Here is a 24,933-nt window from a genome sequence, read left to right on the forward strand (position 1 = left end):
AATTCTGTGACTGTCACAACCTCATCGCGAGCAGGCTCGCTCCTACAGGGGGCCGGTGTTTACAGGTCTTCCGACAACACCTTCGAGAGCATGTCGACAAAGAAATCCACGCTCTGGCGGGAAGTCACCATCGGCGGCTTGATCTTCAGGACGTTGAGGAAATCACCGGTCGGCTGCATGAAAATCCCCAGTTCACGCAAGCGATCGCACAGCGCCGTGGTTTCTTCGGTGGCCGGCTCCAGGGTCTCGCGATTGCGGATCAACTCGACCCCCAGATAAAACCCGGACCCATGCACGGCACCCACCAACGGGTGAATATCGATCAGCGCTTCAAGGCGTTCCTTGAAGTACCCGCCAACGACCTGGGCGTTTTCCCAGAGTTTTTCTTCCTCCATGACATCCAGCACCGCCATGCCGACCTGGCAACTGACCGGACTGCCGCCCGCCGATGAGAAGAAATAGCCCTCGGCCTCCAGCGCTTCGGCGATTTCCCGGCGAGTGATCACCGCGCCCAAGGGCTGGCCGTTGCCCATGCCCTTGGCCATGGTGATGATGTCCGGCACCACGCCCTGCTCTTCGAACCCCCAGAAGAAATGGCCCATGCGTCCATAGCCGACCTGCACTTCGTCGGCGATGCACACGCCGCCCTGGGCGCGAACCATTGCGTAAACCTGCTTCAAGTAACCCGGCGGTAGCGAGATACCGCCGGCATTGCCATACACCGGCTCGCAAATGAAACCGGCCAGTTGGCGCTTCTGTTCGGCGATTTTCGCCAGGTTGTGTTCGACGCTGCGCACGTAGTCCGGCGCGCTGTCCGGCCCACGGAATTCGCCGCGGTAGGTATTCGGGGCGGTCACCGGATGCACCCAGTCCGGACGGCTGCTCAAGGCCTTGGGATTGTCGGCAATCGACGTCGACACCGCGTCAGCACCCACCGTCCAGCCGTGATAGGCCTCAAGCACGCTGAGCATGTCGCGACCGCCGCTGTAAGCCCATGCCAGACGGATCGCCAGATCATTGGCCTCGCTGCCGCTGTTCACCAGGAACACGCGGTCCATGGAATCCGGCGCCAGCTTCAGCAATCGCTCGGAAAACTCCGCGACCGCGGCATAGTTGAACCGCGAGTTGGTGTTGAGCAGCGACCACTGACGGCTGGCGACCGCGGCCATGCGTGGATGACCGTGGCCGAGCACCGCGACGTTGTTGAGCATGTCGAGGTAGGAACGGCCCTGCATGTCGATCAGGTGATTGCGCCAGCCGCGCTCGATACGCGGCGGGTCGACGTAATAGTGTTTTTGTGTGCGGGCGAAACTGGCGTCGCGGCGGGCCAGCAGGGTTTGCGAGTCGAGCTCTATTTGCGCATCACAGGCCAGGCCCAGCAATGCTGCCGGTGACGGACACAATGCCTGCCACGCTGCCGCACGCGACGGCGTGCAAAACAACGGCGCACTGAACGAAGACCCTCGGCACAACTGCACGATCAGCGGTCCGCTGACCGAGCCCAACACCTGGCCTTTGACCAACGCCGCACCTGCATGCAATGACGGCGTGACACCCCAGAGCCGCACGCTCAGTTGTGGACCGTCGAGTTGCAGCACATCCGGCAACGGCTGGTGAACCACGCCGGCAAAGGGTGCCTCGATCGTCGTGCCCGCAGGCACCCGCAACTCGACGTGCAACGGACAAGTGTCCGGTTCGGCGGCGCAATCCGGACGGGTGCGGGACAACCGGTATTGCCCGTACCGACTGGCCGCCAGACCGTGGACGGCGGCAGCTTCGTCGAGCAATCGCTGATCGGTGCCTGCTTGTTCCCAGTTCCCCGCTTCGAAGTGCGGGCTGAGAACGCCCAGGTCAATCAAGGCAAATTCACGCCCGACCAGGCTTGGCAGCAACGGCGCAAAACCTTCACTGCCAATGTCCGGCAGGTTCTGGCCAACCGCCGTCAGGATGGCCGCTTCCATCAGCGCCAGCGGCACCGAAGTCGCCACGCGGAAAATCTCCCACTCGTGGCTCAAATTATCGCGGCTGTAGGTGTTGCCCGGATCGATGCTGACCTGCTGTTCACCGCTGAGTACCAATACCGCGGCACGGGCGACGATCAGCGGCCACAACGCCAGCAACTCCTCGTGGGTCAGCGGATTCACCGCATGATAGGCCTGCACCGCCGGCAGTATGCAGAACGGATCGCCTTCGCCGTGATGCAACAGCGCCGCGCAAGTTACCGACAAGTCAGTGATGCGCCAGGTGCGCACCAGATCGCCGAAATCGATCACGCCTTGCAACTGCCAATGACGCTGGGCATCACGCTGCCACACCACGTTGTCATCGGTGATGTCCATGTGAATGGCTTGCACAGGCAGCTTGTCTTCCAGGGGTTGCAGACGGCGTTCTGCCTGTTCCGCGGCTTCGGCGATCAGCCGGCGCTGGTTGTCGTCCTGGATGACCGGCAACAAATGCGCGATCAGGGCCTGCGCGTGGCGCGCATCCCATTGCAGCGTGCGCACCAGCCCCGGATGGTCGAAATCCGCCAGTGCCAGGTCCATCTCGCCGCACAAGCGACCGAAACCGGCCACCACCGTGGAGTTGAAGTATTCGAGGTGGGTCAGCGACTGGCCTTCGATGTAGTCCAGCAGGCGCACATGTACCGCCTGGCCCGCGACATTGAGCGAGAGTAGATCCGCACCGTTTTTGGCCGCGATCACTCGTGGCACATGCACGTCGGGGTGCTGCGCCAAATGTTTGAGCCCGGCATGCTGGGCCTGTAACTCCAGTGCCGAGTAGTCTCCGCGACAGATTTTCAGAACAAACCGGCCCTGCTCGCTATCGACGCGGTAGTTGAGGTCCTGCTGGCTGCCAAGGGCCTGCAATCTGCCGCTCAGTCCGTAATGCTCCTGCAACAGCTCTAGCGCTTGCTCCGCAGACACTTGCGGGCTGGGCAAACTGGCGCGATGAATCAACGTGGCGAGCGGCATACAACGACCCCTGAAATGTTTTTAGGCGCCTATATCGCCACTGCCGAAGACGATACGCAACCCCCACCCCTCGCTTCGATCGGCCCCTTGCGCAAGAATGTCGGGCATTAGCCCATTTCTGGAGAAAGCCATGAAAGCCGTCACCACCGACCTGCCCGGTGTGCTGATCCTTGAACCCACCGTCATGGGCGATGAGCGCGGCTTTTTTTTCGAGAGCTTCAACACCCGCGCTTTTCAGCAAGCAACGGGGCTGGCCCCCACGTTCGTCCAGGACAATCATTCCCGCTCGAAGAAAGGCGTACTTCGAGGCCTGCATTACCAGTTGCAAAACACTCAGGGCAAATTGGTGCGCGTGGTCATTGGCGAAATGCTCGACGTGGCTGTGGACATCCGCCGCAGCTCGCCCCACTTCGGCAAGTGGATTGCGGTGCGCCTGTCCGCCGAAAACCGTCGCCAACTGTGGATTCCCGAAGGTTTTGCTCACGGCCTGGTGGCGTTGAGCGAGGTTGCCGAGTGCCTCTACAAAACCACTGACTATTACAACCCGGCCGCCGAACACAGCATCCGCTGGAACGACCCGGACCTGGCCATCGATTGGCAACTGGACTGCGCACCACAACTGTCGCCCAGGGATCAGAATGCAACACTCTTCAAGGACGCCGACGTCTTTGCCTAGGCATAATGCGTCGATATCCACAGGCGCTCGATGCTCATGACTCCGACCCTCCCCCGCAGACCCCGCTGGCGCAGCCTGGCGCTGCTGGCATTGTGCCTGGCGCCGTTGCTGTGGCCGCTCGAGCATCTGGCCGAGCGCTACTACCGCAGCGAACTGGCCGGGCAGAATCGCCAGACCCTCGACCTGTACGTCGCCAACCTGCTGGGCACTTTGCACCGCTACGAAGTATTGCCACAGATTCTCGGCGATCTGCCGGCCCTGCGCGCCGTACTCGGCGCTCCCGACGATAGCGTCACCCAGGGCAATGCCAATCGTCTGCTGAAAAACATCAGCACGCAGACCGGCGCCGAAGTCATGTACCTGATGGACACCACGGGCAAGACGCTGGCCGCCTCCAATTGGGACAAGCACGACAGTTTCGTCGGGCGCAATTTCTCCTTCCGCCCGTACTTCAGCGAAGCGATGGCAGGGCGCCTGGGACGTTTCTTCGGGCTGGGCACCACCTCGGCCAAACGCGGCTATTTCTTCGCCGCAGCGGTGCGCAATGGCGAGAAAATCACCGGAGTGCTGGTGGTCAAGGTCGACCTCGACCACACCGAAAGCCTGTGGGGCAAAACCCCGGAACAACTGCTGCTGACCGATCACAACGGCGTGGTCATCCTCACCTCGCGGCCGGAATGGCGTTTTCGCGCGACCCGACCGCTGAGCGAAGAAGAGCGCAAGGCAATCAGCGCGATCCAGCCCTATCCAACCCGTGATCCGCGACCGTTGAAACTCAATCCAAATGCCTGGCTGACCCAGTCCCAAGCGATTGCAGAAACCGGCTGGAACGTCAGCATCCTCGCCCCTCGCACCCTGATCGACCGCCCGGTGCGCACCGTCGTGGCCATCGGCGGCGCCACGCTGTTGGTGTTGATGCTGCTGCTCGGCCTGATGATGCAGCGTCGCCGTCACTACCTGGAACGTATCGCGTTCGAAGCCAAGGCCCGGCGCGAACTGGAAGGTCGGGTGGCCGAGCGAACCAGCGATCTGGAAGGCCTCAACCGTCGCCTGAAACAGGAAGTGCTGGAACGCGAGCAGGCTCAGCAGGACCTGGTGCGCGCCCAGGATGACCTGGTGCAGGCCGGCAAACTCTCGGCGCTGGGCACCATGTCAGCGAGTATCAGCCACGAACTCAATCAACCGCTGGCGGCCATCCGCAGCTACGCGGAAAACGCCGAAGTGTTGCTCGACCATCAACGCACCGAAGATGCCCGCGGCAACCTCAAGTTGATCGCCGAACTGACCGGGCGCATGGCGTCGATCATCGCTCACTTGCGGGCCTTCGCCCGTCGCGACCGCCACGCGCCGGAAAGCGTGGCCTTGCAACCGGCGCTGGACGATGCCCTGGCCTTGCTGGCCAAGCGTCGACGCAGCATGGAAGTCGAGTTGATCCGCGACTTGCCTGCCGCGACATTGTGGGTCGAAGCCGGTGAAACCCGTCTGCGCCAAGTGCTCGGCAACCTGCTGGCCAATGCACTCGACGCCCTCACGGAAAAAGGTCCGCCACGCAAACTCTGGCTGAGTGCCCAGACCACTGCCGATGGCGTCCACCTGTACATTCGCGACAACGGCCCCGGCTTTTGCATGGAAGCCCTTGGTCGCGCCAGCGAGCCCTTCTACACCACCAAGACCCGTACTCAGGGGCTTGGCCTGGGCCTGGCCATTTGCGAGACGCTGATGCGCGCCTTCGGTGGTGAACTGTCGTTCGCCAACCACAAGGAGGGCGGCGCGTTGATTACCCTGAAGCTACGCGCAGGCGCACCCGGTGTGAGCCTGCAACCGTCCGAGGACCGAAGTGCATGACCATCGACAATCGCATTCAGGTCGTGTTGATCGACGACGATCCCCACCTGCGCCAGGCCTTGAGCCAGACCCTCGATCTGGCCGGCCTGAAAATCCTGCCGCTGGCCGAAGCCAAGGGCCTGTCCGGGCAACTGGAACGTGACTGGCCGGGTGTGGTGGTCAGCGACATTCGCATGCCGGGCATGGACGGTCTCGAACTGCTGACCGAACTGCACGCCCAGGACCCGGAGCTGCCGGTACTGTTGATTACCGGTCACGGCGACGTGCCGCTGGCGGTGCAAGCCATGCGCGCCGGGGCTTATGACTTCCTGGAAAAACCCTTCGCCAGCGACGCCCTGCTCGACAGCGTGCGCCGCGCCCTGGCCCTGCGCCGGTTGGTGCTGGATAACCGCAGCCTGCGTCTGGCACTGAGCGATCGCAATGAGCTGAGCACTCGCCTGGTCGGGCATTCGCCGTCGATGCTGCGCCTGCGCGAGCAGATCGGCGCATTGGCGGCGACCAAGGCTGACGTGCTGATCCTCGGCGAAACCGGTGCCGGCAAGGAAGTCGTCGCGCGGGCGCTGCACGACCTGTCGAGCCGGCGTAACGGTCCGTTCGTGGCGATCAATGCCGGGGCGCTGGCCGAATCGGTGGTCGAAAGTGAACTGTTCGGCCATGAACCGGGCGCTTTCACCGGCGCGCAAAAGCGTCGCATCGGCAAGTTCGAATTCGCCAACGGCGGCACGCTGTTCCTCGATGAAATCGAAAGCATGAGCCTGGATGTGCAGGTAAAACTGCTGCGTCTGCTGCAAGAGCGGGTGGTCGAACGCCTGGGCGGCAATCAACTGATCCCGCTGGACATCCGCATCATCGCCGCCACCAAGGAAGACCTGCGGCAATCAGCCGATCAGGGCCGTTTCCGCGCCGACCTGTATTACCGCCTGAACGTCGCGCCGCTGCGCATTCCACCGCTGCGCGAGCGCGGTGAAGATGCGCTGGTGCTGTTCCAGCATTTTGCCGATGAAGCCAGCGCTCGCCATGGCTTGCCGCCCCATGAACTGCAGCCGGGGCAACGTGCACTGCTGTTGCGCCACACCTGGCCCGGCAATGTGCGCGAACTGCAAAACGCTGCCGAACGCTTCGCCCTCGGCCTGGAACTGGCACTGGACAACAATGAACCGCAGGGCGCCGTCGGGACCGTGGTTGAAATGGTCAGCGGAGGCTTGAGCGAGCAAGTGGAAAACTTCGAGAAAACCCTGATTGCCGCGGAACTGGCGCGCTCGCACAGCTCGGTGCGCAGCGTTGCCGAAGCCCTTGGCATTCCGCGCAAGACCTTGCACGACAAACTGCGCAAACACGGTCTGAGCTTCGCCGACAGCGGTGCCGCCAGCCACACCGACGACCTCGATTGAGCCTCGTCAAATAATCAACTGCCAATAAGAGGCCCTGAATGAGCCGCGAAAGTCGTCAACTGGAATCCGTCCTCCACCACGACATCCCCCTCACCCGGGACATGGGCCTCAAGGTGCTCGACTGGCACGATCAGCAACTGCGCCTGCACTTGCCACTGGACGCCAACGTCAACCACAAGAGCACCATGTTCGGCGGCAGCTTGTATTGCGGCGCCGTGCTGGCCGGTTGGGGCTGGCTGCATTTGCGCCTCAAGGAAGAAGGCATCACCGACGGGCACATCGTGATTCAGGAAGGGCAGATCAGTTATCCGCTGCCGGTGACGGGGGATGCCAATGTCATTTGCCAGGCGCCGGATCCGGTGATCTGGAAGAAATTCCTGACCACGTTCCAGCGATACAGCCGAGCGCGATTGACGCTGCATACGCGGGTCTTCAATGAAGGCCGTGATGAGGATGCTGTGAGGTTTACCGGACAATATGTATTGCACCGTTAAACTTTCGGGCAATGAACAACCCTGTGGCGAGGGAGCTTGCTCGCGCTCGGCTGCGCAGCAGCCGTAAACAACGGAAATGGGGCCGCTTCGCGACCCAGCGGGAGCAAGCTCCCTCGCCACAAGTAAACTTGAAACTCAGGAGCGCGCGAGTTCCAGCAACCGCTCGCGCCATGCTGCCTTCGCCGGCAACGCCAGGAAGAACTCATTCAACAGCGATTCCCGCGCCGGATAACAGAACCGCGCGCCGCTCAAATCCAGCACCTCACCGCCCGCGCCTTCAAGCACACCTTGCGCCGCCGCGGTATCCCATTGCGAAGTCGGTGCCAGACGCGGGTAAAAATCCGCTGCGCCTTCAGCCAACAGACAAAACTTCAGCGAGCTGCCGATGTTGGCCAATTGCAATTCGCCAAGGCTGGCGCTCAACCCCGCCAACAAACGCTCCTGTTCCGGGCTAGTATGGCGGCGACTGGCAACCACGGTGAACGGCTGACCGGGAGCCAAGGCATCGCGCACCTGGATCGCCACCGGCGTAGCGCCTTTATCACCCCGCCACGCGCCGAGCCCGGCACCGCCGACATAGAAGCGTCCATTGGTCGGCATCGACACCACGCCGAACACCACTTGGCCGTTTTCAATCAGGGCAATGTTCACGGTGAACTCTTCGCTGCCGGCAATGAACTCCTTGGTGCCGTCCAGCGGATCGACCAGCCACCAACGCTGCCATCCCGCACGCACGCTTTGCGGGATATTGGCATCCTCCTCTGACAGCACCGCAATGCTCGGGTCCAACGCCGTCAGCCCAGCCAGAATCAGATGATGAGCCGCCAGGTCTGCCGCCGTGACAGGCGAGTCATCGGATTTGGCCGTCACCGCTGTGCCAGTTCGCCAAAACGGCAGGATCGCTTCACCGGCCTTCAGGGCCAGTTCAATCACGGGGGCCATCAATGGGTGAGGGAACGTCATGGCAAAAACACTCCACGCTGAGTCAAAAGATCACGGGCCAGATACAGCGCCGCCAAGGCACGGCCTTCGGTAAATTGCGGGTTTTGCGCCAGCGCCGACAACTCGCGCAGGTTGACTTTGCCCAGGCCCATCGGCTCCGGTTCGTCACCTTCCAGACGCTCTTCGTAGAGATCGGTGGCCAGCACCACCTGGATTTTCTGGCTCATGTAGCCGGGCGACAGCGACAACTCGGTCAGATGCTCCAATTGCCGCGCGCCAAAACCTGCCTCTTCCTTGAGCTCGCGTTCAGCTGCTGCGAGTACGTCTTCGCCCGGCTCGATCAGGCCTTTGGGCAGCGATAATTCGTACGCATCCGTGCCACCGCAATACTCCTCGACCAGCACCGCGTGATCGGCATCGAGCATCGCCACGATCATCACCGCGCCATACCCTGCGCCCTTACCAACCAATCGCTCATAGGTGCGCTCAACGCCATTGGAAAAGCGCAGTTTCAGCTCCTCAACGCAGAACAAACGGCTGGTGGCGACAATCTCGCGGGCGAGGATGGTGGGTTTCTGGCGCATGAGCGGCTCCTTGGCGTGAACGGGTTACTATACCCGGCCTATCCTGATTGTTTACCTCGGATATCTTTTTACCGCTGGAGAAGTTTTTTATGTCCCTGCTGCCCTGGCGCGACATCGACACCGTTCTGCTGGATATGGATGGCACGCTGCTGGACCTGCATTTCGATAACCATTTCTGGCTGGAGCATTTGCCCCAGCGTTATGCAGACCTGCACGGCGTGAGCCGGGCCATGGCCGAGATGGAGTTGCAACCGTTGTTCGAGCGCCACGCCGGTCAGTTGCAGTGGTACTGCCTGGATTTCTGGAGCGCCGAACTGAAACTGTCGGTGCGCGACCTGAAACTGGAAACCGCTCATCTGATCGCCCTGCGCCCGGACGCGGACACGTTCCTGGCGGCGATCAAACAGGCCGGCAAACGCGTGGTGCTGATCACCAACGCACACCGCGATTCGCTGTCCTTGAAACTGGAAAAAATCGAACTGGCGCCCTACTTCGAGCGGTTGATCAGCTCACACGATTACGGTTTCCCCAAGGAAAACCCGCAGTTCTGGGAGGCGTTGCAGGCCGACATCGACTTCGACCCGGCGCGCAGTCTGTTCATCGATGACACCCTGTCGATCCTGCGCAGTGCGCGAAACTTTGGCGTGGCGCATTTGCTGGCCGTAAAAGAACCGGACAGCCGACAAGGGCCGAGGGATACGGCGGAGTTTGCGGCAGTTGAGGATTATCGGGATTTGATTGCCGGGCTTTGAGACCTTGTGGCGAGGGAGCTTGCTCCCGCTCGGCTGCGCAGCAGGCGCACTTCAGCTGACATGATCTATCAGAAAGAACACATCAGCCGGATTGGGAGTGCTTCGCACGCCAGCGGGAGCAAGCTCCCTTGCCACGGGTTTTGTTTTTACTCGGGAATCCGCAACGACTGCCCCGGATAGATCTTGTTCACATCCTTGAGCATCGGTTTGTTCGCCTCGAAGATTTTGTTGTACAGGTTGGCATTGCCATACACACGCAGGGAAATGGCGCTCAAGGTGTCGCCCTTCTCGACCACGACGAACTTGGCGGCCACGACCACAGGTCCAGTAACAGTGATCTGGTCGTCAACAGCGCTGACACCGGCAACGTTGCCCAACGCCAGGAGGATCTTTTCTTTCTCTTCCTGGCTGTTTGCTTCGCCAGTGGCGATGACTTTATCGCCTTCGACCTTGACCTGGATCTTTGAAGTGTCGATCCCTGTCAGCGCGCTCTGCACGTGTTTGGTCAACGCTTCACTGTTGGCTTCAGCCTTGTCGGGCGTCAGTGCATCGAGGATTTTTTCACCAGCTTCTTTCAGAAAACTGAACAGGCTCATCGTGTGCTCTCCTTGGGAATTGATTGTTCCAGACACAAAAGCCTAGACCACCGCCGTCACTTGCGAATCCAACCCGACCAATGACCCCGCTTGCGATAGAATCCGTAGCTTCCCGACCCCTGGAGCGAAGATGGACATCAAGCAGCTGAAATTCCTGATCGCTCTCGACGAAACCCGGCACTTCGGCCAGGCCGCCGCGCGTTGTCACATCACCCAGCCGACGCTGTCCATGCGCCTGCGCAGCCTTGAAGAAGAGCTTGAGCTGCCACTGGTCAATCGCGGGCAACGCTTCGAGGGCTTCACCGCGCCGGGCGAACGCGTGCTGGCCTGGGCGCGGACCGTGTTGGCCGCCTATGACGGCTTGTATGCCGAGGCAGCGGCCTGTCGCGGCAATCTGGTGGGGACTTTGCGTTTGGGAGTGGTGCCGCTGTCGAGCTTCGATCCGCTGCCGTTGATGCAACGCCTGCACGCCGAACACCCGAACCTGCGCTTTGAACTGTCGGCGCTCAGCTCCGAACAGATCCTCGAACAATTGGCGAACAATCGTCTGGATCTGGGAGTTTCCTATCTGGAACGCCTGGACGGCGAACACTTCGACTCGCTGGCCTTCAGCGAAACCCGCATGGGTCTGCTCTACGATCAGCGATTCTTCAGCTTTGGCGAGGCGCCGCTGAGTTGGGAGTCGCTGATCGAATTGCCGCTGGGCATGCTCACCAGCGGCATGCACTTTCGCCAGTCCATCGATCACAACTTCCACAGCCGTGGCCTCACCCCGCAGCCCCTGTTACAGACCGACGCCGTGCATCAACTGTTACAAGCTGTGCATGGCGGCCTGTGTTGTGCGGTGATGCCGCTGGAGGGGGGTCTCGAAGGCCTGACCGAGCACTTGCGCCTGCAACCGATTGCAAATGCCCAGACGCTCGGCCGGTTGGGGTTGATCATGCGTCGCAGTGCTCCACGCTCGGCTTTGGCAGAAGCTTGCTTTGCGATCTATCAACAATCGTTGACCCAAGCTTGATCGACGGCATCTATCGGCACATCAGTAATAGCGATTAGACGCGACAGTTTGCCGCGCCTAGTCTTAAAGCTGACCAAACCGTCGGTGATGCCATGAAAGCCAAGCGCCCTGCCTGCGCGGCGCCTGCCCTCGAAACGCCCGCGCCCGCCGCCAGCCAGACCTATAGCTACAGCAATCTTGAATATTCGGAATCGGACAGCACAGCGCTGGCCGAAGAAGTCGCGTTGGCGATTGCCTATAACGGCATCAGCCAGGCCGTGATGCTGGTGACGCCGACTGACCTCGAAGACTTTATTGTCGGCTTCAGCCTGGGCAGCGGCATCATCGAGGACGCCAATGATATTTATGATTTGCAGCTCAGCGGTTCAGGGTCAGCTCAATACGCGCAAGTGACCATCGCCAACCGTGCGTTCTGGAACCTCAAGCAGCAGCGTCGGCAACTGGCCGGTACCAGCGGTTGCGGCCTGTGCGGCGTAGAAGCGGTGGAGCAGGCCCTGCCGGATCTCAAAGTGTTGCCCGGCGCCCCGCTACCGCCCGCCGAATGGCTCGACGGCCTGCGCCAGCGCATCGGCGCGTTCCAGCCTTTGGGCCAGCATTGCGGTGCAGTGCATGCCGCAGTGTTCATGAATGACCGCGGCGAATTGTTGCTCGGTCGGGAAGACATTGGCCGGCACAACGCCCTCGACAAGCTGATCGGCGGACTGGTTCGCCAGAACATTTCGATTGAAGGCGGGCTGGCGATTGTCACCAGCCGTTGCAGTCTCGAATTGATTCAGAAAGTCTTGCGCGCCGGCATCCAGACCCTGGTCAGCCTGTCGTCGCCCACGGGCCTTGCCGTGCAGTGGGCCCGACGACACAACCTCAACCTCATCCATTTGCCACAGAAAAATGCGCCACGGGTTTACAGCCCTGCTTTGGAGAATCAAGCGTGAGTCAACACCGTCAAGCCGACCAGACACCCGTTCCTCGCTACAAACCCTACAAAGGTCCGGCCGGTGGTTGGGGCGCACTGATCAGCGTCGCCCAGGCCTGGTTGACCAGCGACAACGCGCTGAAAAACCTGCGCATGATGCTCAAGACCAACAAGAACGGCGGCTTCGACTGCCCCGGTTGTGCCTGGGGCGATTCCAATGAAGCCGGTATGGTGGCGTTCTGTGAAAACGGCGCCAAAGCGGTGAACTGGGAAGCGACCAAACGCCGGGTCGATGGCAAGTTCTTCGCCAGACACAGCGTCACTTCATTGCTGGAGCAGAGCGACTACTGGCTCGAATATCAAGGCCGTCTGACCGAGCCGCTGCGTTACAACGCACAAACCGATCGCTACCAGCCCATCAGCTGGGACGAAGCCTTTGCACTGATCGCCAAACACTTGAAGGGCCTGTCGAGCCCGGATCAGGCCGAGTTCTACACCTCGGGGCGGGCCAGCAACGAGGCGGCTTTTCTTTATCAATTGTTTGTGCGCGCCTACGGCACCAACAATTTTCCCGACTGCTCGAACATGTGCCACGAGGCCAGTGGTGTTGCGTTGTCGCAAAGTGTCGGTGTCGGCAAAGGCACCGTAACCTTCGATGACTTCGAACACGCCGATGCGATTTTCGTCTGGGGACAGAACCCTGGCACCAACCACCCGCGGATGCTCGAACCGCTGCGTGAGGCGGTGAAGCGTGGCGCACAAGTGGTGTGCATCAACCCGCTCAAGGAGCGCGGCCTGGAACGTTTCCAGCATCCGCAACACCCGATCGAAATGCTCACCAATAGTGACAAGCCAACCAACACCGCGTACTTCCGCCCGGCACTGGGCGGAGACATGGCGATCATGCGCGGCATGGCCAAGTTTCTGCTGCAGTGGGAACGCGATGCGCAAAAGACTGGCGCGCCGGCGGTGTTCGACCACGACTTCCTCAACGAGCACAGCGTCAACGTGCTGGACTACCTGGCTGTCATCGACGACACCCCGTGGGAGCAGATCGTCGCGCAATCCGGCCTGCCGCTGGTGGAAATCGAGCAAGCCGCGCGCATGTACGCCAAGGGCAAGAACGTCATCATGTGCTGGGCGATGGGCATCACCCAGCATCGCCACTCGGTGGCAACTATCCAGGAAATCGCCAACCTGATGCTGCTGCGCGGCAACATCGGTCGGCCGGGCGCAGGCCTGTGCCCGGTGCGCGGCCACAGTAACGTGCAGGGCGACCGGACCATGGGCATCAACGAACGTCCGCCGGTGGCGTTTCTCGATGCGCTGGAACGGCGCTTCCAGTTCAAGGTGCCCCGTGAAAATGGCCACAACGTGGTCGAGGCCATCCACGCCATGGCCGAAGGCCGGGCGAAAGTGTTCATTGCCCTGGGCGGCAACTTCGCCCAAGCCACCCCCGACAGCACTCGAACCTTCCAGGCCCTGAGCAATTGCGACCTGACCGTTCAGATCAGCACCAAGCTCAACCGCAGCCATTTGGCTCACGGTAAAGACGCGTTGATTCTGCCGTGCCTGGGCCGTACCGACATCGACCGGCAAACCGAAGGCCCGCAAGCGGTGACCGTCGAAGACTCGTTCAGCATGGTCCATGCCTCCAATGGTCAACTGGAGCCGCTGTCGAACCAGATGCGCTCTGAGCCGGCGATCCTCGCCGGCATCGCCGCCGCAACCCTGGGCAATCATCCGGTGGACTGGAACTGGCTGGTCGGCGACTACCGCCGCATCCGCGACCTGATCGCCGAGACCATCCCCAACTTCAAAGACTTCAACGAAAAGATCAAGAACCCGGGCGGCTTCTACCTCGGCAACAGTGCCGGTGCGCGCAAGTGGAACACCGTATCGGGCCGGGCCAATTTCAAACCGAACCTGTTGCCCAAGGACCTGGTACACGAACGCACTCGCGCCACCGGCAAGCTGCCGGACCTGATCATGCAATCGATGCGATCGCACGATCAGTACAACACCACGATCTATGGCCTCAACGATCGTTATCGCGGAGTGAAGGGTCAGCGCGATGTGTTGTTCGTCAACGAAGCCGACATCATTCGCCTGGGCTTCAAACCGGGGCAAAAGGCTGACATCGTTTCGCTCTGGGATGACGGCGTTGAACGCCGGGTGAAAGGCTTCACGCTGCTGGCATTCGACATCCCGGCCGGGCAGGCGGCGGCGTACTACCCGGAAGTGAATCCGTTGGTGCCGCTGGAAAGCACCGGGGACGGTAGTCATACGCCGACGTCGAAATTTGTGGCGATCCGCCTGGAAGCGGCGAGTGAGAGCGGGTTGATCATGGCCAGGTCGGCGTAACGCGACGTCTGATCTGCCCCCATCGCCAGCAGGCTCGCTCCCACATTCGATCTTCAGTGAACACATCATTGGTGTTCGACGGAAATCCACTGTAGGAGCGAGCCTGCTCGCGATGGCGCCGGACCGTTCAATCCATGTTTCAATACTGTCGAAAAATTTCCAAACGCCCACAAAAAAGGCCGTTTTCTAACGAAAACAGCCTTTGCGAAGTAGTAAAAGACCGGCGAAAAACAGTTAAGTTCCGCCCAAAAAACAGCAACTTATAGAAATGTGCTGAAGTCGTGTTACTCGTCGGATTTCGATTGTCACACCTCTGACACAGCCTCAGGATCGCGTCGTCATCCCCTTGAGGTTCCTCCATGAAGTTCTCCTCGATTCTCTTGTTGTCCCTTGGCCTGGTCAGTGGCATTGCCTCTGCCGGCGGCACCACCGAAGCAGGTGTGGGCGGCGCATTGGGCGGGGTTCTAGGCTCAGTCGTCGGCCAATCGATTGGCGGCAATACAGGTTCCACTATCGGCGCGGCCCTGGGTGGCGCGGGTGGTAGCGCAGTTGGCGCAGACAAACGCAGCCGTGGCGAAGCCGCCATTGGTGGTGCGTTGGGCGCGGCTGGCGGTAACGTGGTCGGCCGCAGTGTGGGCGGCACCACCGGCAGCCTGATCGGCTCCGCAGCAGGCGGCGGCGCCGGCGGCGCGCTGGGTAACTACATGGGCAACAAGAGCGATGACGATGACGATGATGATCGCCGTTATCGTGGCCATGATGATCGTCGTTACTACCGTGACGGTCACCCGGGCCGTGGCCATGCCTATGGTCATCGCAAGCACCACAAACACTATCGCCATCGCGACTGACCGAAGAGGTCTCGCTGGTAACGAAATCGCAGCCCGAGGGCTGCGATTTTTTTTGCCGGCGTTACACCACCAGACGCTCCAGTGCCTCGCGCAAACCGGCCGGAATCGCCACCGGCTGATTCGAAGCGCGGTCGACAAACACATGCACGAAGCGACCCGCTGCGCAGGCTTCGTCCTCTCCTTGCTTGAACACCGCCAACTCGTACTGGACCGAGCTGTTGCCCAGTTTTGCAACCCGCAACCCGATCTCGATCCGCTCCGGAAAAGCAATGGAAGCAAAGTAATCGCAGGCTGAGCTCACCACGAACCCCACCACTTCGCCGTCATGGATATCCAGACCACCGACTTCGATCAGGTAAGTGTTCACCGCCGTATCGAAGAAGCTGTAGTAGGTGACGTTATTGACGTGACCGTAGGCATCGTTGTCATGCCAGCGGGTGGTGATGGGCTGGAAGTGTCGGTATTCGGTGCGTTGCGGCATCTGCGTTGCTTCCTGGGGCTTGAACTTCGATTTTAAAGTGAAACCGCGTCGTGATCATCGCTGGCAAGCCAGCTCCCACAGACCACCACTAACCTTGTGGGCGCTGGCTTGCCAGCGAAGGCGCCCTCCCAAGTGTCCCATCGATCACCTGTCGGCAAACCCTTTACCCACCGCCGCCAGTTCGCCTATCAACCGCGCCGGGCTCCAGTGATCACCCTGGCGGGTCTCAAGCGCCAGCAAACGCTGATGAATATCCGCCAACCCCTGCTGGTCCGCCCAAGCCATTGGCCCACCCTTGTCGGCCGGGAAGCCGTAGCCGTTGAGGTACACCAGATCGATATCGTGGGCGGACTCTGCGATGCCTTCCTGAAGAATCTTCGCGCCTTCATTGACCAGGGCCAGCAGGCAGCGTTCGAGGATTTCTTCCTGGCTTATTTCGCGACGATGAAAGCCCAAGCCTTCGCTGACTTCCAGCACCAGCGCGTCGACCTGCGGATCGTGCTCGGCCTGACGGCTGCCCGGCTCATAGTGATAAAAACCGTTGCCGCTCTTCTGACCGAAACGGCCCAGTTCACACAGGCGGTTATCCACCTGAACCTCTAGCGCATCCTGCCCCACACCGGACAGTTTCCGGGCGCGCCATTGCAGGTCGACACCGACGACGTCGAACATGCGGAACGGACCCATGGCGAAACCGAAACCTTGCAGCGCCGCATCCACCTGATAGGGATAAGCCCCCTCCAGCAGCATTTTGCGCGCTTCAAGCACATAGGTATTGAGCATGCGGTTGCCGATGAAGCCGTCGCAATTGCCCGCCACCACACTGACCTTGCCCATGCGCTTGCCCAGCGCCAGCGCTACCTCAATTACCGCGGGAGCGGTCTGGGCACCGCGGACGATTTCGAGCAGTTTCATGATGTGCGCGGGGCTGAAAAAATGCAGGCCCAGGACTTGCTGAGGGCGACCGGTGACAGCAGCGATTGCGTCGATGTCCAGCGCCGAGGTGTTGCTCGCCAGAATGGCTTCAGGTTTGAGCAGGCTATCGAGTTTACGGAAAATCGACTGCTTGAGTTCCAGGTTTTCGTAAACGGCTTCGATCACCAGGTCGACGTCACGGATGGCCGCATAATCAGCCGCGCTGGTGACCCGGGCAATGCGGGCATCGGCCTCGGCCTGATTGATTCGCTCCTGCCGCACGCTGTGGGCGTAGGTGTCGGCGACGGCAACCAGTGCCTGCTCAAGCATCTGCGGATTGTTGTCGACCCACTGCACCGCTACGCCGGCGTTGGCCAGGCACATGACAATGCCACGGCCCATGGTGCCCGCGCCGATCACGGCTGCGCGCTGAATGTCGAACGGTGTCTGGCTCATATCTTGTTCTCTTGTTGGCGATCCAAAGACAGCCCTCACCATAGTCAGCCACCACCCTTTTTTGAAATTTATTCCTGTGATGAGCGACATTCAGCGGATGGATGCGCCCCAAGACATTCGCCAATCCCTGCAGGTTAAAGATGTGACTGGGACCAGTTGCGCACCTCGGCATACGGATACTCCTCCAGCACCGCAAACCCCGGAATCGTGCGGGCCTTGAGCTTGGTAAACAGCGGCACACTGATCCCGCACAAGAACCGCGTCACTCGCTCAGCCGACGGCATGCTGCCCGTGTGCTGCTCATGCCTGTGGATAAACTCGCCACACAGCGCCTCGAAGTGTTTATCCACAAGTGCCGGCAGCTCCGGAGGTGCCGGTAGCCGGGCGACCTGACCGTGACACACCGAACAATGCCCGCACTGTTGCGGGGCATTGCTGTCGCCGAAATACTCAGCCAATCGAAATCCCAGGCAACGGTCGGTGGCGAACAGATCCAGCATCGCGTGTATCCGCGTGATTTCGGTGTGTTCATGCTGAGTGAAACCGGCGTGAAGTTCAGCGCTGAGTGCCTGGGGGTCGAAATCTGTTTTCAGCAGGGTATAGACCTCGGTCATCAACTTGCTTTCAAGCTCGACCCAGCCCTTCTCCTGGAAGTAATCCAGCGCCTTGACCACCCGGTTGCGCTCGGCCTGATGTTGCTCGTACAGCGCGTCGAAATTCACCGTGGCCCAGCTCCGCGCTCGCTTTGAGGTCTGGAGGATCGCCGCGACGAAATCCCTGCGCTCGCCTTCGAAACGAGCCAGCAACGCTTCGGGTTCCTCCAGGTATTTGAAACGGTACTCAGCATAATAGGCGTAACGCGGGGCGATGATTCCACGAAGCTCCAGTTGCACCAGCAAGGTCTTGAGCGGGAGCTGGCGAATATTGCTGTTGTCCGCCAAGGGACCCCACATAAACTCCCACTCCCCTTGCGGCGCGCACGCTTGCAACTCGTCTAGCACATGGCGGATACCGTCGAGCTCAGGGGTATCGCCGTAAACGAAGTTTTCCAGCACGTTGAGGCTGTCGCGGTTGGCCAGCACCAAACAATCGGACGGCTGACCGTCACGCCCGGCGCGGCCAATTTCCTGGCTGTAGTTTTCGATGGATTTGGGCAGATCGAAATGCACGACGTTGCGGATATCGCTCTTGTCGATGCCCATGCCGAAAGCGATGGTGGCGACGATGCAATTGGACTGCCCGCCCATGAAACGCTTCTGGATGCCATCGCGCTGCTCGTGGGGCAAACCGGCGTGATAAGCCTCGGCCTGAATGCCATGGCGTTGCAGGTGTTCGGCAATATGCTCGGCGGTTTTTTGCAAGGTGACGTAGACGATACTCGGCTGTCCGGGGCGTTCGCTCATCCATTCAACGAGGCGCCGTCGCTTGTCCGGACCGCGCACCGGTTCTACCCAGAGATTGAGGTTCGGGCGATAGAAACCGGTGGTCACCACGTCTTCGGCAGCGATGGCGAATTTCGCCTGCATGTCGACGATAACCTTGGGCGTCGCGGTCGCCGTCAGCAGCAGCACTTGCGGGATGTTGAATTGCCGCTGGTAGTCGGGAAGCTTGAGGTAATCCGGGCGGAAGTTGTGGCCCCACTCCGAGATGCAGTGCGCCTCATCCACCACCAGCAACGAAATCGGCACTTGCTGCAGGAAATTGCGGAAACGCTCGTTCTTCAGGCGTTCCACCGACACCATCAGGATCTTCAATTCGCCGGACCTGGCGCGGGCCATCACCTCGCTGGCGTCATCGCGACTCTGCGCCGAATCGATACTGCCCGCCGCAATGCCGTGGCGTTGCAGAAACGCTAATTGATCCTGCATCAACGCCAGCAACGGCGAAACCACCAACGTCAGGTGCGGCAGCAGTACGGCCGATAATTGATAGCACAGGGATTTGCCGGAACCGGTGGGAAAAATCGCCGCCGCCGAGCGCCCCGCCATGATGGCGTTGAGCGTTTTTTCCTGACCGGGTCGAAACTGTGGATAACCGAAAACCTGTTCCAGGGTGTTGTGCATAAGCTGTCACTCCGTTGACCGCTGCGATGAGCAAAGCCTAGCCGGCGATCGCAGCGAGTCGAGAAAAGGTCGGGGCAAAAAACGATACGGGATGATACAGCGGATGGCTTGCATGGATTGCACGGCTTGCGGGAAGAGGTCAGCCCAATCACCACAGAAGCCGAAACAACCTACAGCGTCTGAGGCACCATCAACCAAGACGTAGTCCATTTCCTTATTAGCCAATAAAAACCCTACAAAACCTGTCGACCTCAGCCGTCTTGTCGCACCACACCACGCCCTTCTATAGTCACCGGCGCGGCTGAAACCAGTGACTCGGCCTGCCGGGAACACTTGCCGCTTTCGCACAGGACGCAACTCAATGACGCTCCCCGATCCTCCGACCGACCGCTATCGTCCCCTCAAAACCAGTTACAGCGAATCGCCCGTCCTCGTCATCGACACCACGGCCAGCACCGGCGACATCCTCGACGCCGCGCATCAACGCCTGCGGGCAGCCAGCGATTTGCTCGAAACGCTTTATTGCTTGTGCTTCAAACAGGCCGACGTTAAAGACATCCCTCACATCGTGAATGCGCTTTATCTATTAACGCAGGATGGCTGCCAACTACTGGAAGTTGCAAAACAAAGAATAAGACATTAAAGCCAAAAACAAATACTACAACCCCGGTAACAACTAACCACTTCATAATCCAATTTACTCAAACTAGTCTGCAGGCTCTTAAAACAAAACAAGAGCAGCACAATGACTACATTAACTATTTTCTTTTGCGGTACCGGTTCGACCAAATTCGACAACCAAAACCCAACTTACTGGAATGGCGAACTGGTTTCGGCACTCGCCTCCCATCATGCTGGTAGAGAATTTGCCGAATGGATCGTGGTCGACGGCCCCGGTACCAGCAACCTGCAAGCTGATGAGCTGTTCACTCAATCCAAGGACTATGGCTTGAGCGGCACCCTGTTCGGCAAGGGCTGGGAGGAGAACGTCAAGCACGCCATCAACATCATCAAAGGCCAATGTGACTGGCAACGTGAAAAGCTGACCGAGACCGAATACAACCGCCTGAAGGCAGCCGGCATTCCAATCGAAGACGTGATCGTCGAAGGTTCCTGGCTGTGGCGTAAATATAACTACGGCGACCGCAGTGTGACCCAGCAGAAGTTGCAAGAACAAATCATCAAAACGTTTCGCAAGGACGGTGTTATTCCGACCAAGGTCAACTTGGTAGGCTGGAGTCGCGGCGGCATTAGTTGCCACATGCTGGCCAATGCCATGTTTAACGACAGCGAATTGAAGAACATCCCGGTCAATATTTTTGCGATTGATCCGGTACCGGGCATCGGTAACTTTCAGGAAAGCAAAGTAAAACTGAGTGCCAACGTAAAAGAATATGTCGGCTTCTACGCCCGAGACGAGCGCTCCAAAGGCTTCAGCTGTGTCATCCCGCAAACGGCCACCGGCACCCGAACCCACATCTACCCGATGCCCGGCCGCCATGGCACGCTGGTTGGCAACGCCGCAGCAGACGGGGTCAGCGGCCCTAAAGTGCTGGCCGAACCCGGCCTGATCGTCCGTCACTTTGCCGAAGTGTGCCTGAAGCGCTGGGGCGTGCCGCTGGACAAAACCCTCAACCTGAGCGCGGCCGACCTGCAGAACCACCACAACGCCATGGTCAGCGCCGCCGCGAAATACAAAGCGATGGAGAAGTGCTCGTACACCTACTTCACCGAATTGGACCAGGGCGAGCGTTACGTTTCACTGGGCAGCAATGGGGTCAGGTTCTCGGCAGTGAAAGGCACGATCTATGTGCCGGCAGCCGGGCTGAGCAATGACCTTCTGGATGTGGCTTCGTACCAGCATATTCGTTGAGATGGCGGGCGCGGGATGGTGGAAAGCGCGAGAACACTCTTCGCGAAAATTCCTATGGAAAGGGCCTAATCGAGGTTCGGCCCGATCCTACAAGCGGGGACTCTTTATCGTCTATCGCTGCCCGGCGGCCCACACCTATAGTCGGGCTGTCGCTGCTAATTCAGCGGCTCGGGCTTGGTCACTCGATGGAATACATAAACGCGTCCGTTGTATGCTGCCGGCACCTCAAGTGTCTGCACGCTATATGGTGGCTGTGTTTGGGACGCCTTATGGCGTGCCGGTCTTATGTATTCTTCCGGCTGACCAACCCGAACACAGTCCGCCTCCATCGCTTGGTCACGATGGTGGTGGTTTCATCTGATGCATTTGAGAATACATAAAATGAATAAATTGAACCCTTTCCCCGATCGCTACCGCCCCCTCCAAACCAACCTCACCGATTCCCCACCCCTGATCATCGACACAGAAGCCAACCCGCAAGACATCCTCGAAGCCGCCCTCCAGCGAATCCGAGCCTCCGGCGACCTGCTCAAAACCCTACATTGCCAATGCTTCAAAAACGGTGACGTGGAAGACATCCCGCACATCACCCACGCCGTCTACCTGTTGACCCAGGACGGCTGCGACCTGCTTAAAGTCGCCCAACAACGCATGATGGGCTGGAAAGCGCCAACCTGAAGTTGAGCATCAACAGGCAAGCCGCGCCCTTGTGGGAGCTGGCTTGCCTGCGATGAACACGACGCATAATTCCAGCCCAGAACAGGCCAGCTAGCAGCACGGAAAATCGTGATGAGCGAAATAACCTTCAAACAAAAACAAGCACACTATGAAAAAACCCGCCGCTCAAACTACTTGGCGAGCCTGCGTCTCGCAGGATTCGACACTTCAGCAGCAGATCTCGACCAACCACTTCCGACACGAGAAGAAGCGCTCGCCAAATATCGACAAGACGAGCCGTCAAAATTTGCTCCCGCCCTTCCCCCAAAACCTGACGACAGATAAGGTCCGTTCAAGCCCAACCGGTCGCACCCGAATGATCCTCGCCCCCAACTTCCCCGACGACCACGCCATGCACCTGCTCATGCAGTTGCTGCACGAAGAACTCGGTCTCCCCGAACGCAAAACCATCAGCCTCACCACCTCGATCAATTTCGACCTGGGCTGCGACGGCGCAGATGCGCAGCATTTGATGGAAGCGCTGGAAGAACAGTTTGGGATCGACTTCGTGGACTACGACGCCTATCGCTACTTCCAGCCGGAAGGGTTCGATGTGTTCCTCAAACGCCGAGCCAAAGGTCGTGGCGACAAAGCCCCACTGACCATCGGCATGCTTTACCAAGCGGTCAAGTTGCAACGGTGGGATACAAAAGCTCTGGAAGGGATCTCGCAGATCACTTAAGTGGCAATATTCTGTCTGTTTTTCGCAATTTAAGTTGGAATAATGGCAGTTTCAATAATCCCGCCTCCGACGTCCATCTGGAGCGGCCGTACTGGCAGAGAGAGACTTGCTACACGTTGGGGCAGCCCAGCAAATCATCACATAAGTGCTATTATTCTGGTAGTTAAAGCCTAAAAACGAAGGAATAATGGCACATGGCTAAAAAAACAGCGCCGCTCCTGCCAGCAGCAGCCAAGCTGCTCTCTGAATTTGGCGAGCGGCTCAAACTCGCTCGGTTGCGCCGCAAGCTGACAGCTAGGCAGGTTGCCGAGAGGGCAGGCATGTCACTGACAACACTGCGCTCTCTAGAGTCAGGCGGATCAGGCGTGACAATGGGGGCCTATTTGTCAGTGATGCAGGTGCTGGGCCTGGAGAAAGACCTGAGCAAACTCGCCGCAGTGGATGAGCTGGGGCGCCAGCTGCAAGACGCTCAATTAACCCCGAGAGCAAGCCTCGCAGCCAGTAAACGCCAACGAGTACGCAGCGTAGCGCCAGCGAAGGTATCGCCACCTATTCGCGACAGAGAGACGGGAGCATTTGACAGCCCCTCTGCATCGGACCTTGGTGCCGATTTCCCTTTGAACACTCACTCTTTATCCAATTTGTTAACCAAGAAAAACCCCAAACCTACGACGGGTAAAAAATGACATTGATCTCGGTGTATGCGGATTGGGAATCCTTGAACGGACCAAGGCGTCTTGGGTTCCTCCATGCCAGAAAGGCTCGTGCCACCAACGTGTTCGAGTTTGAGTACGACGCGGCGGCGCTGGCCGATCCCGAGTTGAGCTTCACATCCCTGGACCCCCGAATCGGCCTTTTTGAGGGTCGGCAGTTCCCTGGCCAACATCAGACCCGGTTTGGCGTTTTTGCCGATTCAAGCCCGGATCGATGGGGCCAATTGCTGATGAAGCGGCGGCTGGAACGAGACATCCGTGACGGGTTGGCCCCTAAGGGCACGAAGCTGTACGAGTCAGATTTCCTTCTAGGCGTTCATGACCTCTATCGGGTTGGAGCTATCCGCTACAAGCTCAATGACGAAGGCAATTTTCTGGATGATCGCGATGGGCTGGCCGCCCCACCCTTTGTCGAGTTACGCGCGTTGGAGCAGGCAAGCCGAGCCTTGGAAAACGATCCAGACAATACGTCACTCGATGGGCGCGAGTGGCTGAGGATGCTGATAGCGCCTGGTGGCTCACTAGGTGGCGCCAGACCAAAAGCCAGCGTTGCTGACGAGCATGGTCATTTATGGATCGCCAAATTCCCGAGCACTCGCGATGACTATGACGTCGGTGGCTGGGAAATGGTGGTGAATGCCTTGGCGAATCATTGTGGCTTGCGGGTCGCGACCGGCACTGCACGCCGCTTCGCGAGCGATCATCACTGTTTCATGGTCAAGCGCTTCGACCGCACCGAACAGGGTGCCCGACTGCATTTTGCTTCAGCAATGACCATGACCGACCGTGTTGACGGTGACGACGCATCAGTAGGTGCCAGCTACCTTGAGTTAGCAGAAGTGCTCATGGAACACGGCTCGGAAACCAACGCAGATCTTCGCGAGTTATGGTCTCGTATCGTGTTCAACATCCTGGTCTCCAATACCGACGACCACCTGCGCAATCATGGCTTTATCCTTGACCCCGGTCGGGGATGGCGCCTGTCTGATGCCTACGACATGAATCCGGTGGCGCACGCCGATGGGCTAAAGCTCAACATCACAGACGCCGACAACGCGCTGGATCTTGAACTCGCTCGCGAAGTGGCCGAATACTTTCGGGTCAGTCGCGCGGATGCAGAAGAAATTATTGAGAGCTTCCGAGAGGTGGTCAGCCAGTGGACGACGCTGGCCGGAGCATTGGGGTTATCTAAGCGTGAGCAAGACAATATGGCGTCGGCGTTTCGGCTTTCTGGCAATTAATATCTAAAGAGTTGGAGTGTCGGAGGCCATGCCATCTCCCTTCCAGCCCGAAGACTACAACGTGTTCCTCAAACGTAGGGTCGAGGGCCGCAGGACAAACTCCGTCAGACCACCGGCATGTTCTACACAAGCCATTAGCGCAACGCGAGGATACTCGGGTGCTAGAAGGGCTCTACCGTCCGCAGTGCACACCTATCCGGATACAGTGTGGAGATACTGATGGTTTTGTTACTCGCCGCCTTGCTTTGAAGCGGCGCGTATTTTCTGGTGGGACTGAACACCTGCTCGGTCAACATCAAAGGTGTACACAGCCTTAAATTGTTAGGGTTATCCATCCTCAGCACTCACTTTGCTCCAAAAATTCCACTCATCAAGTAAACAACTCCTATTGTCT

Annotated in this window: 22 protein-coding genes and 1 pseudogene; 16 read left to right on the forward strand and 7 right to left on the reverse strand. The window is 59.4% G+C overall.

The features are described from left to right. Positions 1 to 59: 59 nt before the first annotated feature. Positions 60 to 2,972 (reverse strand): aminotransferase, encoded by a 2,913-nt coding sequence (locus D8U69_RS09480; protein ID WP_130907185.1) that lies wholly within the window; start codon positions 2,970 to 2,972, stop codon positions 60 to 62. A 130-nt stretch (positions 2,973 to 3,102) separates the two neighbouring features. Here D8U69_RS09480 and rfbC point away from each other — a divergent pair, with 130 nt between their 5' ends. Genes rfbC through D8U69_RS09500 form a run of 4 tightly spaced genes read left to right on the forward strand, consistent with a single transcriptional unit; the run spans position 3,103 to position 7,378 of the window. After that, a complete protein-coding gene (gene rfbC / locus D8U69_RS09485; RefSeq protein WP_130904487.1) occupies positions 3,103 to 3,648 on the forward strand; it encodes a dTDP-4-dehydrorhamnose 3,5-epimerase in 546 nt (181 codons plus the stop codon). 36 nt (positions 3,649 to 3,684) lie between these two features. After that, positions 3,685 to 5,493 (forward strand): ATP-binding protein, encoded by a 1,809-nt coding sequence (locus tag D8U69_RS09490; protein WP_130907186.1) that lies wholly within the window; start codon positions 3,685 to 3,687, stop codon positions 5,491 to 5,493. Beyond that, the gene (locus D8U69_RS09495) at positions 5,490 to 6,884 is read left to right on the forward strand and encodes a sigma-54 dependent transcriptional regulator (protein WP_130907187.1); all 1,395 of its coding nucleotides are present in this window, start codon (positions 5,490 to 5,492) and stop codon (positions 6,882 to 6,884) included. Before D8U69_RS09490 ends, D8U69_RS09495 begins: the two co-directional genes overlap by 4 nt. Before the next feature lie 38 nt (positions 6,885 to 6,922). Further along, positions 6,923 to 7,378, forward strand: a complete 456-nt coding sequence (locus D8U69_RS09500) for a YiiD C-terminal domain-containing protein (protein ID WP_130904489.1) — start codon at positions 6,923 to 6,925, stop codon at positions 7,376 to 7,378. Between the two features lie 135 nt (positions 7,379 to 7,513). Here the strand turns inward: D8U69_RS09500 and cysQ are convergent, their stop codons facing one another. Together cysQ and nudE are read right to left on the reverse strand one after the other, a co-directional pair. Further along, positions 7,514 to 8,341 (reverse strand): 3'(2'),5'-bisphosphate nucleotidase CysQ, encoded by an 828-nt coding sequence (cysQ, locus tag D8U69_RS09505; RefSeq protein WP_130904490.1) that lies wholly within the window; start codon positions 8,339 to 8,341, stop codon positions 7,514 to 7,516. Then, entirely contained in the window at positions 8,338 to 8,904 is a 567-nt protein-coding gene (gene nudE, locus D8U69_RS09510) for an ADP compounds hydrolase NudE (RefSeq protein WP_034148495.1), read from the reverse strand. Before nudE ends, cysQ begins: the two co-directional genes overlap by 4 nt. An 89-nt stretch (positions 8,905 to 8,993) precedes the next feature. Here nudE and yrfG point away from each other — a divergent pair, with 89 nt between their 5' ends. After that, a complete protein-coding gene (gene yrfG, locus D8U69_RS09515) occupies positions 8,994 to 9,656 on the forward strand; it encodes a GMP/IMP nucleotidase (protein WP_056852122.1) in 663 nt (220 codons plus the stop codon). A 146-nt stretch (positions 9,657 to 9,802) separates the two neighbouring features. On the opposite strand, the gene lysM is transcribed toward yrfG, so the two are convergent. Beyond that, positions 9,803 to 10,252 carry a peptidoglycan-binding protein LysM gene (lysM, locus tag D8U69_RS09520; RefSeq protein ID WP_056852121.1) on the reverse strand — a complete coding sequence of 150 codons (450 nt, stop codon included), beginning with the start codon at positions 10,250 to 10,252 and terminating at the stop codon, positions 9,803 to 9,805. A gap of 130 nt (positions 10,253 to 10,382) precedes the next feature. Between lysM and D8U69_RS09525 the strand changes: the two genes are divergently transcribed. The 4 genes from D8U69_RS09525 to D8U69_RS09540 all read left to right on the forward strand — a co-directional run bounded on the left by D8U69_RS09525 (position 10,383) and on the right by D8U69_RS09540 (position 15,398). Next, on the forward strand, positions 10,383 to 11,270 hold the full coding sequence (locus tag D8U69_RS09525) for a LysR family transcriptional regulator (protein WP_056852120.1): 888 nt from the start codon (positions 10,383 to 10,385) through the stop codon (positions 11,268 to 11,270). Positions 11,271 to 11,362: 92 nt separating this feature from the next. After that, positions 11,363 to 12,202, forward strand: coding sequence for a formate dehydrogenase accessory sulfurtransferase FdhD (gene fdhD / locus D8U69_RS09530; protein ID WP_056852119.1), 840 nt, complete (start codon positions 11,363 to 11,365; stop codon positions 12,200 to 12,202). Then, positions 12,199 to 14,547, forward strand: coding sequence for an FdhF/YdeP family oxidoreductase (locus tag D8U69_RS09535; RefSeq protein ID WP_130907188.1), 2,349 nt, complete (start codon positions 12,199 to 12,201; stop codon positions 14,545 to 14,547). Before fdhD ends, D8U69_RS09535 begins: the two co-directional genes overlap by 4 nt. Positions 14,548 to 14,906: 359 nt before the next feature. Beyond that, positions 14,907 to 15,398: a glycine zipper domain-containing protein gene (locus tag D8U69_RS09540; RefSeq protein ID WP_056852117.1), complete on the forward strand. Its 492-nt coding sequence runs from the start codon at positions 14,907 to 14,909 to the stop codon at positions 15,396 to 15,398. Between the two features lie 61 nt (positions 15,399 to 15,459). On the opposite strand, the gene D8U69_RS09545 is transcribed toward D8U69_RS09540, so the two are convergent. The 3 genes from D8U69_RS09545 to D8U69_RS09555 all read right to left on the reverse strand — a co-directional run bounded on the left by D8U69_RS09545 (position 15,460) and on the right by D8U69_RS09555 (position 19,313). Further along, positions 15,460 to 15,879, reverse strand: coding sequence for a thioesterase family protein (locus D8U69_RS09545; RefSeq protein ID WP_056852116.1), 420 nt, complete (start codon positions 15,877 to 15,879; stop codon positions 15,460 to 15,462). A 144-nt stretch (positions 15,880 to 16,023) separates the two neighbouring features. Continuing rightward, positions 16,024 to 17,250 (reverse strand): 3-hydroxyacyl-CoA dehydrogenase, encoded by a 1,227-nt coding sequence (locus D8U69_RS09550; RefSeq protein WP_130907189.1) that lies wholly within the window; start codon positions 17,248 to 17,250, stop codon positions 16,024 to 16,026. Between the two features lie 134 nt (positions 17,251 to 17,384). Beyond that, a complete protein-coding gene (locus D8U69_RS09555; protein WP_130907190.1) occupies positions 17,385 to 19,313 on the reverse strand; it encodes a RecQ family ATP-dependent DNA helicase in 1,929 nt (642 codons plus the stop codon). A gap of 361 nt (positions 19,314 to 19,674) precedes the next feature. Between D8U69_RS09555 and D8U69_RS09560 the strand changes: the two genes are divergently transcribed. From D8U69_RS09560 to D8U69_RS09590, 7 genes and pseudogenes are all read left to right on the forward strand, one after another. After that, a complete protein-coding gene (locus tag D8U69_RS09560; protein WP_056852113.1) occupies positions 19,675 to 19,956 on the forward strand; it encodes a hypothetical protein in 282 nt (93 codons plus the stop codon). A gap of 102 nt (positions 19,957 to 20,058) precedes the next feature. Then, on the forward strand, positions 20,059 to 21,186 hold the full coding sequence (locus D8U69_RS09565) for a hypothetical protein (protein ID WP_056852112.1): 1,128 nt from the start codon (positions 20,059 to 20,061) through the stop codon (positions 21,184 to 21,186). A gap of 381 nt (positions 21,187 to 21,567) precedes the next feature. Continuing rightward, the gene (locus D8U69_RS09570) at positions 21,568 to 21,864 is read left to right on the forward strand and encodes a hypothetical protein (RefSeq protein WP_130907191.1); all 297 of its coding nucleotides are present in this window, start codon (positions 21,568 to 21,570) and stop codon (positions 21,862 to 21,864) included. Positions 21,865 to 21,975: 111 nt separating this feature from the next. Next, a pseudogene (locus tag D8U69_RS09575) lies at positions 21,976 to 22,131 on the forward strand (YhfG family protein); the annotation flags it as partial. An 88-nt stretch (positions 22,132 to 22,219) separates the two neighbouring features. Beyond that, the gene (locus tag D8U69_RS09580; protein ID WP_130907193.1) at positions 22,220 to 22,585 is read left to right on the forward strand and encodes a DUF1493 family protein; all 366 of its coding nucleotides are present in this window, start codon (positions 22,220 to 22,222) and stop codon (positions 22,583 to 22,585) included. A gap of 194 nt (positions 22,586 to 22,779) precedes the next feature. Continuing rightward, a complete protein-coding gene (locus D8U69_RS09585) occupies positions 22,780 to 23,271 on the forward strand; it encodes a helix-turn-helix transcriptional regulator (RefSeq protein ID WP_130907194.1) in 492 nt (163 codons plus the stop codon). Continuing rightward, positions 23,268 to 24,539: a HipA domain-containing protein gene (locus D8U69_RS09590; protein WP_130907195.1), complete on the forward strand. Its 1,272-nt coding sequence runs from the start codon at positions 23,268 to 23,270 to the stop codon at positions 24,537 to 24,539. The genes D8U69_RS09585 and D8U69_RS09590 overlap by 4 nt, the downstream gene beginning before the upstream one ends. Positions 24,540 to 24,933: the final 394 nt, after the last annotated feature.

It is taken from the genome of Pseudomonas sp. Sample_16 (assembly GCF_004307665.1).
Lineage (GTDB): Bacteria > Pseudomonadota > Gammaproteobacteria > Pseudomonadales > Pseudomonadaceae > Aquipseudomonas.

What these genes read in the sequence shown, in the direction of transcription:
- D8U69_RS09580 (WP_130907193.1), top strand. Translation starts at nt 22,220, where the DNA reads ATGATCCTCGCCCCCAACTTCCCCGACGACCACGCCATGCACCTGCTC.
- fdhD (WP_056852119.1), top strand. Translation starts at nt 11,363, where the DNA reads ATGAAAGCCAAGCGCCCTGCCTGCGCGGCGCCTGCCCTCGAAACGCCC.
- D8U69_RS09585 (WP_130907194.1), top strand. Translation starts at nt 22,780, where the DNA reads ATGGCTAAAAAAACAGCGCCGCTCCTGCCAGCAGCAGCCAAGCTGCTC.
- cysQ (WP_130904490.1), bottom strand. Translation starts at nt 8,341, where the DNA reads ATGACGTTCCCTCACCCATTGATGGCCCCCGTGATTGAACTGGCCCTG.
- rfbC (WP_130904487.1), top strand. Translation starts at nt 3,103, where the DNA reads ATGAAAGCCGTCACCACCGACCTGCCCGGTGTGCTGATCCTTGAACCC.
- D8U69_RS09480 (WP_130907185.1), bottom strand. Translation starts at nt 2,972, where the DNA reads ATGCCGCTCGCCACGTTGATTCATCGCGCCAGTTTGCCCAGCCCGCAA.
- D8U69_RS09560 (WP_056852113.1), top strand. Translation starts at nt 19,675, where the DNA reads ATGACGCTCCCCGATCCTCCGACCGACCGCTATCGTCCCCTCAAAACC.
- D8U69_RS09570 (WP_130907191.1), top strand. Translation starts at nt 21,568, where the DNA reads ATGAATAAATTGAACCCTTTCCCCGATCGCTACCGCCCCCTCCAAACC.
- nudE (WP_034148495.1), bottom strand. Translation starts at nt 8,904, where the DNA reads ATGCGCCAGAAACCCACCATCCTCGCCCGCGAGATTGTCGCCACCAGC.
- D8U69_RS09500 (WP_130904489.1), top strand. Translation starts at nt 6,923, where the DNA reads ATGAGCCGCGAAAGTCGTCAACTGGAATCCGTCCTCCACCACGACATC.
- D8U69_RS09540 (WP_056852117.1), top strand. Translation starts at nt 14,907, where the DNA reads ATGAAGTTCTCCTCGATTCTCTTGTTGTCCCTTGGCCTGGTCAGTGGC.
- D8U69_RS09525 (WP_056852120.1), top strand. Translation starts at nt 10,383, where the DNA reads ATGGACATCAAGCAGCTGAAATTCCTGATCGCTCTCGACGAAACCCGG.
- yrfG (WP_056852122.1), top strand. Translation starts at nt 8,994, where the DNA reads ATGTCCCTGCTGCCCTGGCGCGACATCGACACCGTTCTGCTGGATATG.
- D8U69_RS09550 (WP_130907189.1), bottom strand. Translation starts at nt 17,250, where the DNA reads ATGAGCCAGACACCGTTCGACATTCAGCGCGCAGCCGTGATCGGCGCG.
- D8U69_RS09565 (WP_056852112.1), top strand. Translation starts at nt 20,059, where the DNA reads ATGACTACATTAACTATTTTCTTTTGCGGTACCGGTTCGACCAAATTC.
- D8U69_RS09545 (WP_056852116.1), bottom strand. Translation starts at nt 15,879, where the DNA reads ATGCCGCAACGCACCGAATACCGACACTTCCAGCCCATCACCACCCGC.
- D8U69_RS09555 (WP_130907190.1), bottom strand. Translation starts at nt 19,313, where the DNA reads ATGCACAACACCCTGGAACAGGTTTTCGGTTATCCACAGTTTCGACCC.
- D8U69_RS09490 (WP_130907186.1), top strand. Translation starts at nt 3,685, where the DNA reads ATGACTCCGACCCTCCCCCGCAGACCCCGCTGGCGCAGCCTGGCGCTG.
- lysM (WP_056852121.1), bottom strand. Translation starts at nt 10,252, where the DNA reads ATGAGCCTGTTCAGTTTTCTGAAAGAAGCTGGTGAAAAAATCCTCGAT.
- D8U69_RS09495 (WP_130907187.1), top strand. Translation starts at nt 5,490, where the DNA reads ATGACCATCGACAATCGCATTCAGGTCGTGTTGATCGACGACGATCCC.
- D8U69_RS09590 (WP_130907195.1), top strand. Translation starts at nt 23,268, where the DNA reads ATGACATTGATCTCGGTGTATGCGGATTGGGAATCCTTGAACGGACCA.